The organism is Bacillus sp. 22446 (assembly GCF_052044955.1).
In the GTDB taxonomy this organism is placed as follows: domain Bacteria; phylum Bacillota; class Bacilli; order Bacillales; family Bacillaceae; genus Bacillus; species Bacillus altitudinis.
Genome location: NZ_JBQEOD010000001.1, coordinates 367,944 through 384,089, shown reverse-complemented (window position 1 = coordinate 384,089; position 16,146 = coordinate 367,944). Strand labels below are relative to the sequence as shown.

Below are 16,146 nucleotides of genomic sequence, written 5' to 3'. Positions count from 1 at the left end.
ATATATTGAAAAAATTTCGAGGAAAGAAAAGATACTTCCGTAATTTGTGGGAGGAAGTGAATACTTTTGACTTACAACTCGAACATGATTCATGGGTTTATTTTTGGCATACACATCTTGATTTTTTTGGAGTCGGAAAAATAAGAAGAGAGTATATCAAAGCGTTCAAAAATTTAATCGACCTTCATCAATTTGGCGGTTCTTATGATCAATCAGAGTGTGAAGAGGTCTATTATATTCAATCAAAAGAACAAGGGATTAGAGTGTGAAAGTAGATCGCATGGTAAGAGATAAAAATGATGGTTCATGCATAAACAAATCCTATTTAAGCCACGATACGAACATAGGAGGGAATATGATGAATAAAATGATTTGGAGCATTGTGTTCACACTGTTTGCATTCGTTCTTGTGCAAAATCGTTATCGGGTCATGAATTTGATCTTAGGTCAAAACCAAGTGCGGCACTTTTTTATTAAATGGCTAATGAAAATCCCATATTTTCGGACGAAATTTATTCGCCAAGCATTCTAATCCCGCAAAAGCCGGGATTTTTTTGTTGAGAAATGCGTATAAGAGTAATTCTTGCTATAATAATGTAAAAAATGGAGCGCGAATGAATGAATGTCATAGATAGTCTATTTTGGCGAGTGATTGATGAACTCAGACAAAAAGGATACGAGATGATTCAAAGTCCGTACCCAGAAGATGAAATCTTTTTTGAAGCACCACGAAACTCAGGATACGATCTCATCCGTCTATATAGAAGAGATGTGAATTTTAGACAGGAGATCGTTCGAGATATGGAAGAACAGGCCTTTCGGATGAATCAGTTAAGAGAAGCCATGCGTAAACGTTCTCTCCATCTCCTGCAGCTACAATTTACAGCTGATCATCCAGTAGATGATTGGGAAGACATAAACGGTCAACCGCAAAAACAGCAAAAGGTGACGGTGACACCTGTTTTACTGAATGAAGAAACCCTTCAAAACGATGGACACGAGCTGCAAAAATGGCTGAATACATCACTCTCGATTAATGTAGAAGAGGCGAAGGCAGATACAGCCGAAGATGTGATGCAGCTTAAAATGAACGTGCTTCAGGCATTTCAAGATCAGGAAAAGCAGCGTGAACGAGAACGGGCCGTTTTTCAAAATGGCAGACCGATTTTTACCTACATGTTAATCGCAGTTCAAGTGATGATGTTTCTTTTACTCGAATTATCTGGTGGAAGTACCAACACAGCCACTTTAACAGCATTTGGTGCGAAAAATAATATGCTGATTTTAGAGGGTGAATGGTGGCGTTTTGTGACACCTATGTTTTTACACATTGGTTTGACGCATTTACTCTTTAATACATTTGCTCTTTGGTCCGTTGGAGCGGCTGTTGAGAGAATTTATGGTTCAGGAAGATTTTTGCTCATTTATTTAATTTCCGGCATCTTTGGCTCCATAGCGAGCTTTGTGTTTAATACAGCCATCGCAGCAGGAGCATCAGGTGCGATCTTTGGCTGTTTAGGCGCATTGTTATATTTAGCGATCTCTAACCGGAAGCTCTTCTTTCGTACGATGGGGACAAATATTATCGTGATTATCCTCATCAATTTAGGGATAGGTTTCACTGTATCAGGGATTGATAATGCAGGGCATCTTGGGGGGCTCGCTGGCGGATTTTTAGCCGCTTTAGCGGTCCGTCTTCCTAAACAGTTTCAGCCTGTCAAAATGCTTCTTGCTAGTCTTCTTCTCCTCCTTATTGGCGGCTTTGGATTGTATACAGGGTTTCATTCAGACGATCAAAAAGAAGCGGCGGCAACTAGCGAGGCAGCGAGTTTATTTGATGAAAAGAACTATAGCGAAGCAAGTCAGCGTCTAGAGGAATATGTAAAGCAAAAGGATGCCTCAGCTGAAGCACTTCATATATATGCGCTTTCCGAAGCGCAGCTTGGACATCTTGACAAGGCCATTGAGTATTTGCAAAAGTCGCTTGAAAAAGATCCAAATGAGCCGAATAAATTGTATCACTTATCGTTGTTATATGTAGAAAAAGGCGAGACAGCGGAAGCAGACGACTTCATCGAAAAAGCATTAAAACAAGATCCGCAAAATGACCAATTTTTAAAGTTGAAACAATATATTGAAAACACTCAAACACGTTGAATGACTTGACTGAAAGCGTATTTATGAATACGCTTATCCTATCTGTTGATTTAGAGAAATGGTGAAAAATAATGAAAACGTTATATGATGTACAGCAGCTGCTCATGAGATTTGGAAATTACGTGTATTTCGGAGATCGTGAAGTGGAATTAGAATTTATGGCAGATGAATTGAAGGAAATGTACACATCGGGCATCATTGATCGAACTGAATGGTCAAACGCAATGACCATCCTTCAAATGGAACTAGCCAAATTAAATCGAAAAACAATGTGAAGGTGGAGGACATATGACAGGGGATTGGTTTGTAGGAGTTGATCTTGGCGGTACGACAATTAAGCTTGCGTTTATTAATCTTTATGGTGAAATTCAGCATAAGTGGGAGATTCCTACGGATAAATCTGGGCAGACAATTACAGTCGACATTGCCAAGTCAATTGACCATAAACTAGTTGAGATCAGCATGCCGAAATCAGCCCTAATTGGGATCGGTATGGGGGCACCTGGACCAGTGGATAAAGTATCCGGAATTGTCTATAAAACAACGAATCTGGGCTGGACAAACTATCCCTTGAAAGACCATTTAGAGGCAGAGACAGGACTTCCATCTGTCATCGAAAATGATGCAAATATTGCTGCACTCGGTGAAATGTGGAAGGGTGCAGGTGATGGCGCCAAAAACATCCTGATGGTTACACTGGGCACAGGGGTTGGCGGCGGTATTATTGTCAATGGAGAAGTGGTTCAAGGCGAAACAGGTGCTGGTGGAGAAATTGGTCATATTTGTGCCGTTCCATTTCAAGGAGCACCATGTAACTGCGGGAGAACAGGCTGTATTGAAACCATTGCGTCTGCTACAGGTATCGTCCGAATCGCAAAGGATACATTACAAACAAAGAGCCATACATCATCACTTGGCTCACTTACTTCGCTGTCTGCAAAGGATGTATTTGAGGCAGCAGAAAACGGAGACGAACTTGGGATGCATGTCGTAGATGAAGTAACAACCCATCTTGGTCTTGTCCTTGCGAATCTAGCCAGTGCCTTAAACCCAACAAAAATCGTCATTGGCGGCGGTGTATCTAAAGCGGGCGAGCTTCTTCGCAGTAAAGTAGAGCGTGTCGTCAAGCATCATGCCTTCCCGCCATGTGCTGAGGATGTTGAAGTGGTGATTGCCTCGCTAGGAAACGATGCAGGCGTGATCGGCGGTGCATGGATGGCAAAAAACAAGTGGCTGTCTTGAACAAAAATGTCATAATGATGTCATTTTTATTAAAATCAGCGATAGATAGGCATGAAATTGAATGTTTAGCATATTCATAAGTTTGTCATGGGGAAAAAGACATTGATTTTCCAGCATAGACAGGATAAGATATACTTTAGTTATTTTTGAAGAAGCACCAATAATTGGGGATGTCCCTAACCTGAGTGCGTTTTTAGCATAAGGAGGTTACAATGCGAAAGAAAAGATTAAAGGCGATTTCATTTTTACTGATTGCGACTTTGTTAATGTGGGTGAAAACCTATGTTATCTATAAATCTAGCTTTAATATCAAAATTGAAAATTTCATGCAGGAATTTATCCTGTTTATTAATCCGCTTAGCTTTCTCTTGTTTATCTTCGGTATCGGTTTATTCTTTAAAGAAAAAAATCGAAATCGATATATCATCGTGACGAGTTTTGTTCTGACATTTATTTTGTTAGCTAACATTGTATTTTATCGATTCTACAGTGATTTTCTAACCATCCCCGTCCTATTTCAAACAAACAATATGGGTGACCTCGGGTCAAGTATTACCTCTTTAATTGAACCAGTTGATTTTCTGATGTTTGTTGATATCATCATTTTAATTTGGCTCTATAAAAAACAGCCTTCCTTTAGAACAGATGTAACGATTTCACGTAAGGGACGTGCAGCTTATTACTTATTTGTGGCAGCCACTTTCTTTTTTAACCTTGGTTTGGCTGAAACAGAAAGACCAGAGCTGTTAACTCGTTCATTTGACCGTGAGATGCTAGTGAAAAACATCAGCTTATATAACTTCCATATTTATGATGGGGTTCTGCAATCGAAGCAATCCGCTCAGCGAGCACTTGCCGACAGCAATAGCTTAACGGAAATTGAAAACTATGTAAGCGCAAATCAAACAGACCGTAATGAAAAGACGTTTGGTCAAGCAAAAGGACGAAATGTCATTTTAGTATCGCTTGAGTCTACTCAGAGCTTTGTGATCAATGAAAAATTGAATGGGAAAGAGATCACGCCGTTCTTAAACAAATTGATCAAGAAAAGCTACAATTTCAGTAATTTCTATCATCAAACGGGTCAAGGAAAAACATCCGACTCCGAGTTTATTGTTGATAATTCACTCTATCCACTTGGAAGAGGAGCTGTATTTTTCACAAATCCAAGCAACGAGTTCAAAGCCGCACCTGAGTTGTTAAAAGAGGAAGGCTATCATTCTTCTGTTATTCATGCGAATAACAAAAGTTTCTGGAACCGTGACCTGATCTATGACAGCTTTGGCTACGACAAATTTTTTGATATTAAATCATTCGATGTAAATGAAGAAAATTCAGTTGGCTGGGGACTAAAAGATGGTCCGTTTTTTGAGCAGTCAGTAGATTTAATGAAAACGATCCCGCAGCCGTTCTATACGAGATTAATTACATTAACGAACCATTTTCCATTTGACTTAGATGAAGAAGATAAGCTCATTGATGAATATGACTCAAAGAGCAAAACGTTGAACAAATACTTCCCTACAGTGCGTTATCAAGATGAGGCACTCAAGCTTTTCTTTAAAAAAATGAAGGAAGCAGGGTTATACGATAACTCCATTTTTGTGTTATATGGGGATCACTACGGGATTTCTGAAAACCATAACGAAGCAATGGGACAATTCTTAAACAAAGACATTACACCTTTTGAAGAAGTTCAGCTTCAAAAAGTACCATTTGTTGTACACATTCCTGGTATCACGGATAAACATCCAAAAGAGATTGATACAGTTGGCGGCCAAGTGGATATCCGTCCAACAGTCATGAACCTTCTAGGAATCGATACAAGTAAGCAAATTCAATTTGGTCATGACCTATTATCAAAAGATACAAATGACTTCACAGTGCTTCGAGATGGAAGTTTTATTACGAAGGACAGTGTTTTCACAGCTGGTGTGTGCTACAACAAAGAAACGGGTGAGCCGAGAGAAGATGAGTCTGGTTGTCAGTCTTATGAAGAAAAGGCAAAACAGGAGCTTCAATTCTCTGATCAAATTATCTATGGAGATCTCCTTAGATTTTATGACCGAAACAACTCGGACCATTCACCATCTAAAAAAGAAGATGACACTGAGCTAAAAAAGGCGTCTTAATTTAAAAGAAAACCTCTGCTATTTACATGCAGAGGTTTTCTTTTTTTACTTACTGGTTCATATAGTGTGAGAGGGGAGGGATGTAAATGAAAAAGTCGTTTGGCACAATTGAATGGCATCTGGGTGAAGCAAGGAAGGAGGATGTGGCAAAGCAGCTTGGTATAGGGAAAGAAGCTTTCAGTTTATCCAATCAATCAAATACGGATCACCTCCTTTTACCGGGGTATAGACTTCCAGAAGGGACCCATTCATTTCAATCGGTAGGTGATGTGCAAAGCTTCATAGCGCCTTACCGGCTCCAGCAATCAGATGAATGGATCAGCGGAACATTTGAATATGATAGCGCTCACTTAGAAGGAGAGCTTCAATATTTGAAAGCTGTTTTTCCTTTTCTTCAGATGAGTGTGATTGGTCAATCAGTGCTTGATACGCCCATTTATGAAATCCGTACGGAGCCTGTACAACATTTACATTCCATACATGTTAATGCCTCTTTTCATGCAAATGAATGGATCACGACCTCTGTTTTATTAAAATGGCTTAAATCACTTTGTTTAGCGGCCTCGGACCCAGTGCAAGCAAGACATCATGAAGCGGTTCGTATATTGCAGACCACTGCTTTGTCTATTGTACCCATGGTAAATCCAGACGGTGTTGATTTGGTTCGCAATGGCCCAGAATCTTTAGGTCTGTGCCGTGAGGAGTTCGCGCCGCTAAATGGTGGATTTTCCGATTATCGAGAATGGAAGGCGAATATTCGAGGAATTGATTTAAACAATCAATTTCCTGCCTATTGGGAAATCGAATATTATCGTAATAAGCCGAAGGCACCGTCTTATAGGGATTTCCCAGGGCATCAGCCGTTAACAGAACCAGAAGCGAAAGCAATGGCACATCTCGCCTTACGAAAACGCTTTGACCGGCTAATTGCCCTTCATACACAAGGAGAAGAGATATACTGGGGGTTTCTTGGCCACGAACCGGCCATTTCAAAAGAGACGGTCGAACGGTTAGAACGGGTGAGCGGTTACAAAGCGATTCAATATCTTGATAGCTATGCAGGTTATCGAGATTGGTTTATTTATCAATGTAAAAGTGAGGGCTATACGGTGGAACTTGGGCGAGGAAAGAACCCGCTTTCTATGAGTCAATTTGATTCGATCTATGAAAAAACAAAGCGGTTATTGTGGGAAGCATGTAAGTATTAAAAGCACCTAATTGGTGCTTTCAGCGTGTAGACAAACCCTCGCATTCTTTGTCAGTCCTGCGTGCCGGTGCTCACGAAGGTAAAATTCGCTCCGTACCAGTACTCGTCCTTCCTAGGGCTGCAAAGGTTTTCTATCACGCTGAAAAGAAGACAAAGGGCTAAAATCAAGTTCATTTTCGCCCTTTGTCAACAATCATTTAATCCGTTCAAACCAATCAATTTCTTATGGTCAATAAAAACCGTGTTGAAGTGATTGACGAGAGCATCCCTGTAAGCTATTGTGAAAGAGTAGATGTAAAAAAAAGGATATGAATTAGGGAGATGTCGATGATTGAATGCTCAAAGCCTGTGGAAACGGAATTTTACTTATCTATTTGTTTCTAAAATGTGTAAAATTACTGCTGATAGTTTATCTTTTAACACCATTTTGTGGCTTTTAGTGCTAGGGGGAAAAGGAGCAATTGGAACAGCATTTTTTATTGCCGTTAGTTTTGTCCCTCAAGCCATTATTGGGCCGTTTATTACCCCAATGATGAAGCCGCATCAATTGAAATTTTGGATGTGCTTTGCTGATTTAACTCGGGCGGCGATTATACTTGTGATTGTGGTGAGTTACTTTTATGATTTTTCTCCTTTGGCACTCATCATTGGCGGTATGTTGCTGCATTCAGCGACTGGTGGTTCCTATGAACCAGCTTCGGTGTCCATTATTCCAAAGCTTGTGCATGAAGATGTGATACAAAAGGCGAATGCAACCATTCAATCAGCCAGTCATGTGGTCAGGCTTGTGACTGTGACGATTTGTGGTGTCATGATTGCATTTGTAGGGGTAGGATATACAATGCTTGTCATTATTCCTCTTTACCTCATGTCCGCTTTGCTGGTTTTGCTGATTACATATAAAACGGAAGCGATCATGGATAAAGGTAAAAAAGGATTATCATACGGAAAACGATTAATAAGAGGATTTTCACTTGTGAAAAGTCATCATATTTTGTTTCCATTAGCCATTTTTTGTGTCTGCTCCAATTTTGCTGCGGCACCGTGGGAGGCATTGTCGGTTATTTATTTAACAGAAGATTTACATAGTGGACCAGTAGTATATTCATTCATCAAAGTGACCACGGCATTAGGTGCATTTTTGATGGGATTCGTTTTAACAAAGGTGAAAGTGAATCGATACGGTCTGTTGTTTATCGGGGCAGGGATCGTTGATGGAATTGCATTTTTCATTACAGGGATGAATGCCTTATTACCACTTGTGTTTATATCTGCATTTGCCTTAGGTGCAGCCATCAGTGCAGTAAATGTACCTGAACATACGATGATTCAATTGTCAGTAAAAGCGGAGGATCAGCCGCAAGTGTATGCGATTATTAACATGATCTCGTATTTAATGATCCCGTTAGGCGCTCTCATTGGTGGCTATATGGCGACGTTATTCGGTTCAGGATATGTCATTGCGGCTGGTGGACTGATAGAAGCCATTTCAGGTATCTGCTTGCTCCTTTTCACAAAGATTGGGAAGGTAGAGAGAGCAGATTTGACGATAGAACGGGACAAACCAAGCTTAAACGCCACATGATCATGGCATTTTTGAATCACGATGGGTTACAATGAGAACGAGAAAGAAATAGGATGTCATTGAAAGGAGCAAGAACCATGGCGATAGCAGATGTCACCATCATTCCAATAGGCACTGAGACACCAAGCGTGAGTGCATATGTAGCAGACGTACAAAGACTGTTAGAGGGCTTTCAACAAGAAGGGAAAATCAAATATCAGCTCACACCAATGAATACTTTAATTGAAGGGGAGCTATCCGTTTTATTTGAGGTCATTCAGCGTATTCATGAAGCTCCATTTGAAAAGGGTTTACACCGAGTAGCAACCAATATCCGCATAGATGACAGAAGAGATCAAACGACCACCCTTTCAAGCAAATTAGAAAGCGTGAATAAACATTTGAATCAATAGAAAAAGCCTGCTTATTGCAGGCTTTTAATGTGCAGTTGGATAACCGCTATAGATGATGGTCATGACGGTAAACCATCCAAAAACCAAAAATGTGGCGCCAGCGAAAGCAATGGCCAGTACGTTCACTTTTTTGAGTGAGCGATAGATGCCGAGAGCGGCTAAAATCGTGACTAGACCAAAAATAATGACGAGCATCATATGAAAGTCCCCCTTTGTCATCAATCCCCTTGATTTCCTTTCTTTTCATTTTAACCGTTTTCATAAAGCTTGTCGAGTACATTCAAGTTGACGATTGTTTGAATTTTTATTGAATAGCCTTCATAATAAAAAAGAATGAAAAAAGTAGTAGGTGATGAAAATGAATTGGAGAAGAATGCCGCTAGGCTATGTGCAAGCGAACGCATATATTTGGAAAAATGAACAGGGAGAATGTTTAATTTTTGATCCAGGCGGCGAAGCGCAAAAGCTAATTTCTTATGTGAAAGAAAAACAGCTGAAACCACTTGCTGTCTTATTGACACATGCCCATTTTGATCATATTGGTGCAGCAGATGAGGTGCGTCAAGAATGGGGAATTCCGCTTTATGTCCATGAAAAGGAAAAAGAATGGCTGACAAATGCTCAGCTAAACGGTTCAGCTCGACTTATTGGTAACGGAATTACGGTCAAAGAAGCGGAACAATTGATTACGTCAGAAGGACCTCTTCACATTGGATCGTTTACATTAGAAATGTTCCACACACCAGGTCATTCACCTGGCAGTGTGTCTTACTATTCTGCGGAAGAGGGATTTGTAATTTCTGGTGATACTTTATTCCAAGGTGGTATCGGGAGAACTGATTTAACGGGCGGTAATCAAGACGTGCTGCTTCAATCGATACATGACAAATTGTTGTCATTGCCCGAATCAACTCTTGTGTTAAGTGGACATGGCGAGGAAACAACTGTGCTTACAGAACAGGAGCAAAATCCGTTTATCAATGGGTTTTCTTTATAATAGCACGCACGAAAAAAGCATCTCTTTCAAAGGAGATGCTTTTTTCTATTAATGTCCGGTACCGGGAACCATGATGAAAATCGAATAATATGTAAATCCGGCAAAGAAAATCGTCAAGTACGCTCCGAAAATGTAAATATACATTCTTTCGGATAAATTCAAGTAGGATAAAAATACAAAAAGAACGGTTTGACCGAAGAACAGCAAGGATGCATCTTTCATATGTCCTAAATAGAACATGACAGCAAAAATACCCGTCCAAAACCCAAGAACGCGGAACATGCGATTCATTTCTTTCCCTCCCCTTAAAAAACCCCTTTGATTCATATTATAGCTGATGATCACTTGTTATGTAAACATTTACATTTTTGACAACGTGTGAACATTCATTCTTTCGTTAGAAAAAATTTTTTTGAAAAAGTGATGAAAAAGTGTTTATGCCTAAATTTATGAGGGTACTTAGTCCATAAGAGAAAAGGTTAACGACCTAAGGAGGAAGACTAATGAGTGACATTACTTTTTATTCATACCCAAGCTGCACGTCTTGCCGCAAAACAAAACATTGGTTAAAGGCGAATCAAATTGATTTTAAAGAGCGTCACCTTTTCAGAGAAACGCCAACACTAGACGAATTGAAAAAAATCCTTTCCTTAACAACAGAAGGAATGGATGAAATTTTAGCTACTCGAAGCCAAGCTTTTAAAAGCTTAAATTTAAATATTAATGATCTAAAAGTAAATGAGGTACTTCAGCTTCTCATTGAAAAACCAAAGCTGCTCCGGAGACCTATTATCATTGATGGAAATAAATTAGTGGTCGGCTATAATCCAGGAGAACTCATGAAAATTTCAAAAAAGAAAGCGATTCATCAATCGGTTTCCTAATCAAAAACGAAGATCAGCTGAATGATGTTTCAGCCGTCTTCGTTTTTGTGCTGAACTGGGCTAGCTGGGTTCGAACCAACGATCACGGAGTCAAAGTCCATTGCCTTACCACTTGGCTATAGCCCAATATGAAACGTGTAATGCTATTGTTCACCATCTGCGGTCATTTATACATAAAAAGTTGGTTGTCACTAGTTGTAAGTGAAAAAGGAGCGAACGACAGAAATGAAAAATGAAAAATCTGAGCAATTATATGAATTTATTCTTAAAGAAGCCCCTGTCATGACCGAAGAATGGCTGAAAACAAGAACAGAAGAAGGCTCATTATATTCCAAACATGCTTCAGAGGAGACAGAAAAGAAGCTGAAAGAACAAAACACAGCATTTATTCAAACGATTGCAGCAACGTTAGTCACGCTATCAGATAAAGTAGAAGACCATCTAAAAAAGTGGTCAGTTGATATTGCCCGCGATCGAGCTGTTCATGAAGTACCTTTATATGAAATCATCGGACAATTTAAGGTGTTCCGCCACATTTTTTGTTCCAGAATTGAGACCTTTACACAACAAACGGAGCTTGAAGTGACACTCAAAGATGTGTGCGATTGGAATCAGCATTTTCACGCCACATTTGATGACATGATTGCACGTTTATCAGAAGAGTATGACCGCGTGACAATCAATCAGCTTAATGCACAAAGAGAAATGATTCAAGAGCTTAGTGCGCCTGTTATTCCAGTTTCAAAAGAGATCGGTATTTTGCCGCTGATTGGTGAAATTGATACATACAGGGCGAAAATCATTTTGGAATCAGTACTAGAACAGGCATCTAGACTGCGTCTAACCCATTTATTTATTGATATATCTGGCGTTCCCGTTGTTGATACGATGGTTGCTTATCAGCTGTTTAAAGTGGTTGATAGTGCGAAGTTGCTAGGAATTGAGACGATTATATCAGGTATTCGACCAGAAATCGCTCAAACTGTAGTGAAACTCGGCATTGATTTCTCAAAAGTAAATACTGAACACAGCCTTGCAAAAGCTTTAGAAAAAAGAGGATTTCGTATCTTTGAAGAGCAGCAGCAAGAAGCAACGTGAACCAAAAAATGTTACTAGTAAAAGTAACGGGTCCGTTGACAAGGAGAAACAATATAATGAGCATATGAATGAGATGACCAATTCGCATACAGATTTGGTCTCTTTTTTTATCCATAAATCAGACACGAAAGGATATTCTTTATCTTCAAATCAGTAATCTATTAAGGAGGATTAAATTTGGAGACACCTCCTTGTAACAGATCATCCATAATGAAAGAACAAAATGAAATAATGATGATCATCAAAAAAGAGGTGCCAGTAGCACTTCTTTTTTATTTTCTCCTCTGAACGGAACCCGTTGTTGTAAAAGTCAAATTTTTTGATATGTCTTTCTGTTATTTATAGATGAAATACACCTCAAATTGAACATTTTTAACCCTCTTCAGTCATGAAAATCATGAAATACGTTTTTGTCAGGCACGTTCCACCATCATACAATATGGTCACTGAAAGGAGTGAACACCCTTGTATGGTATTGAATATTTGGGGCAAGAGCTGCTAGAAGAGGCGTGCCGCATGAGAGCATCTGATGTGCATATTGTTCCGAGAGAAAAGGAAGCTTCAGTCTCTTTTCGTGTAGACGCTGACCTCATTCAGCAGCGGATCATTGACAAAAAGAGCGGAGAGCGGCTCATTGCTCATTTCAAATTTTTATCTTCTATGGATATTGGTGAAAGAAGGAGACCACAAAATGGGTCATTGGCTGTGATGCTAAGACGCGGTCAAGTGTTTGTTCGGCTTTCTACATTACCGACTGTAAATGATGAAAGTTTAGTGATTCGGATTTTACCGCAGGATCATGTGCCGAAAACAAAGTATTTGTCACTGTTCCCGAAGGCTTCAGCGAGATTATTATCGTTTCTGAATCATTCGCATGGGCTTATTTTATTTACTGGACCTACAAATTCAGGGAAAACGACAACACTTTATTCATTGATCCAGTTTGCCAAAAAACATTTTAATCGAAATATTATTACCCTTGAAGATCCTGTGGAAACAAGAAATGAAGAAGTGCTGCAGGTTCAAGTAAATGAAAAAGCTGGTATCACGTATGCGGCAGGTTTACGCGCTATTTTAAGACATGATCCAGATATGATTGTGCTTGGAGAAATAAGAGATGCGGAAACAGCAAGAACAGCTATTAGAGCAGCTCTGACAGGTCATTTAGTCATGAGCACACTGCACGCAAAGAATGCAAAAGGAGCTCTTTATCGAATGCTCGAATTTGGTGTGACGATGAATGAACTCGAACAAACAATGGTTGCCATTGCTGCTCAGCGGTTAATCGAACTCGCATGTCCATTTTGCGGCGAAACGTGTGAGCTTTATTGCAAACTAAATCGACCAGTCAGACGAACAAATGTATTTGAATTGCTTTACGGAAAGGAGCTTGGTGAGTGTATCAAAGAGGCAAAAGGAGAATACGCTCATTCGTCATACGAAACACTGCAAAGATTAATTCGGAAAGGAGTGGCACTCGGCTATTTATCAAAAAGCACATATCATCGCTGGGTTTATGAAGAAGCGAACCTCTAAAGCCTGGTCTAAAAAAGAACAAGTTGAATTCTTATCGAAACTGGCTCAATTGATTCAAGCCGGATATACATTGGTTGATGCACTAACGATGGTGAATATTCAGTTATCAAAAAAACAGCAGCAACGATTAACGCCAGGCATTCAGTGGCTGCTTGAAGGAGAGCCTTTTTACGTTGTGCTTGAGCGACTTCATTTTCAGCGAGAAGCCGTCGCTATTCTTTGTTTTTCAGAGAAACATGGCAGCCTAGCGAGAGCTCTTGAACAAAGCGCCCGTTTTTTAGAGAGAAAAATTATGCAGATAGACACATTCAAGCGCATGTTACGATATCCAATTTTTCTTATGTTTACAGTTTTTGTTGTGCTCATCATTGTTCAGCAAATGATCGTTCCTCAATTTTCTTTATTATATTCATCTATGAATACAAGCATGTCATGGCTCATTCAAGGAATGTTTGGCCTCTTCCAATTCCTACACGCTTTGCTGATCATGATCGGTTGTATATGTATCTGTCTTTTTGGATATTATGAGCTCTTTTTTAAGAAAAAATCAACCCTTGAGAAACTGAAAGTCATCAGCAGGCTGCCGGTGGTATTTAAAGGGGTGCAGCTGATGCATACGTATCTTTTTTCCCTTCAACTAAGCGGACTTCTTCAAGCTGGGTTATCGATTTACGAAAGTTTGCAAGCTTTTAAACAGCAGACCTATTTACCCTTCCTTCAAGAAATGTCTGAACAAATGATAGGAGAGTTAAGAAAAGGTGAGAGTATGGAACATCAAATAAGCCGGTCTCCTTTTTTCGAAAGGCATTTTGCGGCTGTCATTAAGCATGGGGAAGCAAGTGGGATGCTAGCAAGAGAAATGTACACATATAGTCAATTTCTTTTAGAGAATGCAGAATTGAAAATTGAAAAATGGGTTTCATGGCTGCAGCCTGTCATCTATGGCTTAACAGCATTTCTTATACTCATTGTGTATTTATCTATTCTTTTACCAATGTATCAACTAATGGAACAAGTGTGAAAAGGGAGGACTAAGGCATGAATGATAAAGGATTTACACTGTTAGAAATGTTAATTGTCATGCTTGTGATCTCCATTCTTCTATTGATCACCATTCCAAATATCACTCGGCATCATCAAAGCATTCAAGCAAAGGGCTGTGAAGGGCTGAAATCAATGGTGAGTACACAGGTAATGGCATATGAATTAGAGCATGACGGCAAGACGCCATCTTTAGCTGAATTAGAAAAAGAAGGCTATGTCAAAAAAGGATTAACTTGTCCAAATGGAAAAGCAATTTTCATTCAAAACGGCGATGTGAAAAATGAATAAATCGCTTTTCCAGGAGAAAGGATTTACACTCATTGAGCATCTCTTGATCGTCATGATTTTCTCTATCTTATTATCGATAATAGGTGGAAAAGTGCCCAATGTATTAGAAAGTGCTGAAGCAAAAAAGCAAGTGAACTTGCTAAAACAAGATCTTCAATTGGCATCTTATACTGCATTTATTAAAAAAACACGAGTAACTGTTGAGTTTCACCCGCCCAATGTATCTTATCAAGTCATCGAGCAGAATAGTGAGCAGATCATTGCTTCTAATCCACATAAAAAAGGCACCATCAAGCAATCCACATTTCAAAAAGGCCTTCACTTTAATAAAAACGGACATCCAAATAGCGGCGGTTCTCTCATTGTTCAATTTGGCAGTCAAATATATAAACTCACGATTTACTTAGGGAGCGGGCGGATTCATGTTCAGCAACAATAAAGGATTTAGTACGTTTGAGATGCTCTTTTCTTGCCACCTCTTTTTATTTGCTGCTCTTGTGCTCGCGCCATCCTTTGAAAAACTGACAATTGGGAAAGAAGAATTAAGGGCTAAACTTGAAGCTTATCAAATCTTACATGAGTATATGAATAAAGCTTTTATAGTAGGTCAAAATGAATCAAGTACAAAGAAACGAGGCGAGATCACATATGAATTCATTTGGGGTCAGGAGAAGGGATGTGTTTCATACAAAGTACAAAAAAAGAAGACGATTTGCTTTCGACATTTGGAGCGATGAACAAGGATTTACACTCGCTCAAGCAATATGGCAATTGCAGCTATTTTTGCTGCTTTCTTTTGGCTGCATGCTGCTTTTATCAATTGTTGAAAAAACTCATCCGTTTGCAGAAATCAACAAATTTTCGCAAATGGAGTGGAAACAAACGGTCCTGCAATTAGAGGAGGATCTAAATTGTGCTGTCGCTGTAAGAGCGGTGAAAAATGGAACAGCTCTGGAGTATATTTCAAGTCAAGGGCGAGTGGTGACGATTGAGCCGTATCAAGAGATGCTTCGTAAACGAACGGATCAGGCAGGCCATCTCCCTTTATTACAAAAGGTGAAACAATTCCATGTAAGAACAAAAGAGCAAACCACCACTCTCCAAGTCACAGATGTATTTGGTCAAGTACATGAAGCTGTTTTTTTCACTTACAAAGGAGTGATTCCTAAAACGTGAAAAGAGAAGACGGGTTTATTTATCCTCACGTATTTGCTGTCATTCTTTTATTTTTATTGATTCTAGGCTCGATGACCATTGGGTTTCAAAAAGAGTTGAAAAGTGCAGAGCTCACGATTTCTTTTTATCAAAAACAGCAGTTATTTCGTTTAGGTCTAAGTGAAGCTGCAAACAAATTAAATCGTATTTGTAATCAGCCATTGAGCCCAATTGTCACAGAAGAAGGTCGAGTGACGTTGAAGCGAATTGGGTGTGATGACAGAAAAAAGCTAGTCCGCCTCTTGGTTAACATCGAGACAAAGGGTGGTGTAACTGACGAGCGGGAACTAGAGATGAATAAGGAGACAGGAGAAATCAATCAATGGATCAGCACTTATTAGCGAGTGTATAAAACGATACTCTTCTTGG

General features: G+C 39.5%; 21 protein-coding genes and 1 tRNA gene. 19 read left to right on the top strand and 3 right to left on the bottom strand.

What is annotated here, in order from left to right; genetic code table 11:
* The first annotated feature begins 5 nt into the window (after positions 1-5).
* From ACTJJD_RS02090 to ACTJJD_RS02050, 9 genes are all read left to right on the top strand, one after another.
* Positions 6-269: a hypothetical protein gene (locus ACTJJD_RS02090; RefSeq protein ID WP_202734342.1), complete on the top strand. Its 264-nt coding sequence runs from the start codon at positions 6-8 to the stop codon at positions 267-269.
* A gap of 89 nt (positions 270-358) precedes the next feature.
* A complete protein-coding gene (locus ACTJJD_RS02085; protein ID WP_017357994.1) occupies positions 359-532 on the top strand; it encodes a hypothetical protein in 174 nt (57 codons plus the stop codon).
* Between the two features lie 86 nt (positions 533-618).
* Positions 619-2,157: a rhomboid family intramembrane serine protease gene (locus tag ACTJJD_RS02080; RefSeq protein WP_440608056.1), complete on the top strand. Its 1,539-nt coding sequence runs from the start codon at positions 619-621 to the stop codon at positions 2,155-2,157.
* Between the two features lie 71 nt (positions 2,158-2,228).
* The gene (locus ACTJJD_RS02075) at positions 2,229-2,432 is read left to right on the top strand and encodes a YqgQ family protein (RefSeq protein WP_008342322.1); all 204 of its coding nucleotides are present in this window, start codon (positions 2,229-2,231) and stop codon (positions 2,430-2,432) included.
* A 13-nt stretch (positions 2,433-2,445) separates the two neighbouring features.
* Complete coding sequence (locus ACTJJD_RS02070; protein ID WP_008342319.1) at positions 2,446-3,399, top strand: ROK family glucokinase; 954 nt, start codon at positions 2,446-2,448, stop codon at positions 3,397-3,399.
* Between the two features lie 212 nt (positions 3,400-3,611).
* Positions 3,612-5,531, top strand: a complete 1,920-nt coding sequence (locus ACTJJD_RS02065; protein WP_025207626.1) for an LTA synthase family protein — start codon at positions 3,612-3,614, stop codon at positions 5,529-5,531.
* Positions 5,532-5,617: 86 nt separating this feature from the next.
* On the top strand, positions 5,618-6,739 hold the full coding sequence (locus tag ACTJJD_RS02060) for a M14 family metallopeptidase (RefSeq protein WP_440608055.1): 1,122 nt from the start codon (positions 5,618-5,620) through the stop codon (positions 6,737-6,739).
* 330 nt (positions 6,740-7,069) lie between these two features.
* Complete coding sequence (locus ACTJJD_RS02055) at positions 7,070-8,323, top strand: MFS transporter (RefSeq protein ID WP_048001385.1); 1,254 nt, start codon at positions 7,070-7,072, stop codon at positions 8,321-8,323.
* A 77-nt stretch (positions 8,324-8,400) separates the two neighbouring features.
* A complete protein-coding gene (locus tag ACTJJD_RS02050; protein WP_017367597.1) occupies positions 8,401-8,715 on the top strand; it encodes an MTH1187 family thiamine-binding protein in 315 nt (104 codons plus the stop codon).
* 24 nt (positions 8,716-8,739) lie between these two features.
* Here ACTJJD_RS02050 and ACTJJD_RS02045 read toward each other — a convergent pair whose 3' ends face one another.
* A complete protein-coding gene (locus ACTJJD_RS02045; RefSeq protein ID WP_003217333.1) occupies positions 8,740-8,913 on the bottom strand; it encodes a DUF2759 domain-containing protein in 174 nt (57 codons plus the stop codon).
* A gap of 160 nt (positions 8,914-9,073) precedes the next feature.
* On the opposite strand from ACTJJD_RS02045, the gene ACTJJD_RS02040 reads away from it, so the two are divergent.
* Positions 9,074-9,712: an MBL fold metallo-hydrolase gene (locus tag ACTJJD_RS02040; RefSeq protein WP_216942587.1), complete on the top strand. Its 639-nt coding sequence runs from the start codon at positions 9,074-9,076 to the stop codon at positions 9,710-9,712.
* A 48-nt stretch (positions 9,713-9,760) separates the two neighbouring features.
* Here ACTJJD_RS02040 and ACTJJD_RS02035 read toward each other — a convergent pair whose 3' ends face one another.
* Entirely contained in the window at positions 9,761-10,003 is a 243-nt protein-coding gene (locus ACTJJD_RS02035; protein ID WP_003217440.1) for a DUF2626 domain-containing protein, read from the bottom strand.
* 212 nt (positions 10,004-10,215) lie between these two features.
* On the opposite strand from ACTJJD_RS02035, the gene ACTJJD_RS02030 reads away from it, so the two are divergent.
* Complete coding sequence (locus ACTJJD_RS02030) at positions 10,216-10,596, top strand: Spx/MgsR family RNA polymerase-binding regulatory protein (protein ID WP_007501232.1); 381 nt, start codon at positions 10,216-10,218, stop codon at positions 10,594-10,596.
* A 55-nt stretch (positions 10,597-10,651) separates the two neighbouring features.
* On the opposite strand, the gene ACTJJD_RS02025 is transcribed toward ACTJJD_RS02030, so the two are convergent.
* Positions 10,652-10,722 (bottom strand) — tRNA-Gln (locus tag ACTJJD_RS02025).
* Between the two features lie 99 nt (positions 10,723-10,821).
* Between ACTJJD_RS02025 and ACTJJD_RS02020 the strand changes: the two genes are divergently transcribed.
* The 8 genes from ACTJJD_RS02020 to ACTJJD_RS01985 all read left to right on the top strand — a co-directional run bounded on the left by ACTJJD_RS02020 (position 10,822) and on the right by ACTJJD_RS01985 (position 16,118).
* A complete protein-coding gene (locus tag ACTJJD_RS02020; protein ID WP_035390819.1) occupies positions 10,822-11,694 on the top strand; it encodes an STAS domain-containing protein in 873 nt (290 codons plus the stop codon).
* A gap of 465 nt (positions 11,695-12,159) precedes the next feature.
* A complete protein-coding gene (gene comGA, locus ACTJJD_RS02015) occupies positions 12,160-13,230 on the top strand; it encodes a competence type IV pilus ATPase ComGA (protein ID WP_024718839.1) in 1,071 nt (356 codons plus the stop codon).
* Complete coding sequence (comGB, locus tag ACTJJD_RS02010; protein ID WP_440600365.1) at positions 13,211-14,251, top strand: competence type IV pilus assembly protein ComGB; 1,041 nt, start codon at positions 13,211-13,213, stop codon at positions 14,249-14,251. The genes comGA and comGB overlap by 20 nt, the downstream gene beginning before the upstream one ends.
* Before the next feature lie 17 nt (positions 14,252-14,268).
* Complete coding sequence (gene comGC / locus ACTJJD_RS02005; protein WP_008342186.1) at positions 14,269-14,562, top strand: competence type IV pilus major pilin ComGC; 294 nt, start codon at positions 14,269-14,271, stop codon at positions 14,560-14,562.
* Entirely contained in the window at positions 14,555-15,001 is a 447-nt protein-coding gene (gene comGD, locus ACTJJD_RS02000) for a competence type IV pilus minor pilin ComGD (protein WP_440608054.1), read from the top strand. The genes comGC and comGD overlap by 8 nt, the downstream gene beginning before the upstream one ends.
* On the top strand, positions 14,985-15,299 hold the full coding sequence (gene comGE, locus ACTJJD_RS01995; RefSeq protein ID WP_341275286.1) for a competence type IV pilus minor pilin ComGE: 315 nt from the start codon (positions 14,985-14,987) through the stop codon (positions 15,297-15,299). The genes comGD and comGE overlap by 17 nt, the downstream gene beginning before the upstream one ends.
* Positions 15,241-15,738, top strand: a complete 498-nt coding sequence (gene comGF, locus ACTJJD_RS01990; protein ID WP_242730664.1) for a competence type IV pilus minor pilin ComGF — start codon at positions 15,241-15,243, stop codon at positions 15,736-15,738. The genes comGE and comGF overlap by 59 nt, the downstream gene beginning before the upstream one ends.
* The gene (locus ACTJJD_RS01985) at positions 15,735-16,118 is read left to right on the top strand and encodes a competence type IV pilus minor pilin ComGG (RefSeq protein ID WP_242730662.1); all 384 of its coding nucleotides are present in this window, start codon (positions 15,735-15,737) and stop codon (positions 16,116-16,118) included. Before comGF ends, ACTJJD_RS01985 begins: the two co-directional genes overlap by 4 nt.
* The last annotated feature ends 28 nt before the right edge of the window (positions 16,119-16,146 follow it).

Excerpts from the sequence above, each read along its gene's own strand:
- ACTJJD_RS02085 (WP_017357994.1), top strand. The coding sequence starts at position 359 with ATGAATAAAATGATTTGGAGCATTGTGTTCACACTGTTTGCATTCGTT.
- ACTJJD_RS02080 (WP_440608056.1), top strand. The coding sequence starts at position 619 with ATGAATGTCATAGATAGTCTATTTTGGCGAGTGATTGATGAACTCAGA.
- ACTJJD_RS02075 (WP_008342322.1), top strand. The coding sequence starts at position 2,229 with ATGAAAACGTTATATGATGTACAGCAGCTGCTCATGAGATTTGGAAAT.
- ACTJJD_RS02070 (WP_008342319.1), top strand. The coding sequence starts at position 2,446 with ATGACAGGGGATTGGTTTGTAGGAGTTGATCTTGGCGGTACGACAATT.
- ACTJJD_RS02065 (WP_025207626.1), top strand. The coding sequence starts at position 3,612 with ATGCGAAAGAAAAGATTAAAGGCGATTTCATTTTTACTGATTGCGACT.
- ACTJJD_RS02060 (WP_440608055.1), top strand. The coding sequence starts at position 5,618 with ATGAAAAAGTCGTTTGGCACAATTGAATGGCATCTGGGTGAAGCAAGG.
- ACTJJD_RS02050 (WP_017367597.1), top strand. The coding sequence starts at position 8,401 with ATGGCGATAGCAGATGTCACCATCATTCCAATAGGCACTGAGACACCA.
- ACTJJD_RS02045 (WP_003217333.1), bottom strand. The coding sequence starts at position 8,913 with ATGATGCTCGTCATTATTTTTGGTCTAGTCACGATTTTAGCCGCTCTC.
- ACTJJD_RS02040 (WP_216942587.1), top strand. The coding sequence starts at position 9,074 with ATGAATTGGAGAAGAATGCCGCTAGGCTATGTGCAAGCGAACGCATAT.
- ACTJJD_RS02035 (WP_003217440.1), bottom strand. The coding sequence starts at position 10,003 with ATGAATCGCATGTTCCGCGTTCTTGGGTTTTGGACGGGTATTTTTGCT.
- ACTJJD_RS02030 (WP_007501232.1), top strand. The coding sequence starts at position 10,216 with ATGAGTGACATTACTTTTTATTCATACCCAAGCTGCACGTCTTGCCGC.
- ACTJJD_RS02020 (WP_035390819.1), top strand. The coding sequence starts at position 10,822 with ATGAAAAATGAAAAATCTGAGCAATTATATGAATTTATTCTTAAAGAA.
- comGB (WP_440600365.1), top strand. The coding sequence starts at position 13,211 with ATGAAGAAGCGAACCTCTAAAGCCTGGTCTAAAAAAGAACAAGTTGAA.
- comGC (WP_008342186.1), top strand. The coding sequence starts at position 14,269 with ATGAATGATAAAGGATTTACACTGTTAGAAATGTTAATTGTCATGCTT.
- comGD (WP_440608054.1), top strand. The coding sequence starts at position 14,555 with ATGAATAAATCGCTTTTCCAGGAGAAAGGATTTACACTCATTGAGCAT.
- comGE (WP_341275286.1), top strand. The coding sequence starts at position 14,985 with ATGTTCAGCAACAATAAAGGATTTAGTACGTTTGAGATGCTCTTTTCT.